The sequence below is a fragment of the Micromonospora sp. CPCC 205554 genome, assembly GCF_036902745.1.
Taxonomy (GTDB): Bacteria; Actinomycetota; Actinomycetes; order Mycobacteriales; family Micromonosporaceae; genus Micromonospora; species Micromonospora tulbaghiae.
In genome coordinates this window covers 1-584 of sequence record NZ_JBAKHP010000074.1, presented here as the reverse complement: position 1 = coordinate 584, position 584 = coordinate 1, and the positions used below count along the sequence as shown (strand labels likewise).

Annotated in this window: 1 protein-coding gene; it reads right to left on the bottom strand. The window is 66.6% G+C overall.

The window, feature by feature from the left end; translation table 11 throughout:
* Nucleotides 1-584, bottom strand: a 584-nt coding sequence (locus V6U82_RS31525; RefSeq protein WP_334467657.1) for a non-reducing end alpha-L-arabinofuranosidase family hydrolase, incomplete at its 5' end; no start/stop codon positions are given.

The window sequence follows — 584 nt, the reverse complement described above, 5'->3', positions numbered from 1 at the left end:
TCAGCGCTGGAGCGTGAGCAGTCCGGGCCGGTAGGGCAGGAGGCCGTAGTCGCCGCCGGAGTTGGGGGAGCGGCCCTGGTAGAGCAGTTGGAGGTTGCAGGGGTCGACGGTGAAGGTCTGGTCCGCGGTGGTGCGGATCAGTTCGCCGTGGCTGATGTCGTTGGTCCAGGTCGCGCCGCTGTTGGCCTTGCCGGCGAACGGGTTGCTCTCGGTGGCGGCCTGGGGGGTCCAGGAGCCGCCCAGGCTGGTGGCGGTGAAGGACCGGAAGTAGCGGCCCTGGGAGCCGATGGCCTCGACGATCATCAGGTAGCGGGTCTGGCCCTGCAGCTTGTAGACCTGCACGGCTTCGAACAGGTTGTTCGTCGAGTCGCTCATGATGGTGGTGTAGTTGGAGCCGAAGCTGCCGGGGAAGTTCCCGATCGGCATGCTGGAGCGGTAGATCTTGCCGTTGTCACCGGCGAAGAACAGGTACATGTTCTGGTCGTCGGCGATCAGCGTCTGGTCGATCGGGCCGGTGCCGGAGCCGGAGATGCTGCCGGTGAACAGCGGCTGCGCCGACGACCACCCGTTCGGGTTCGTCGGGT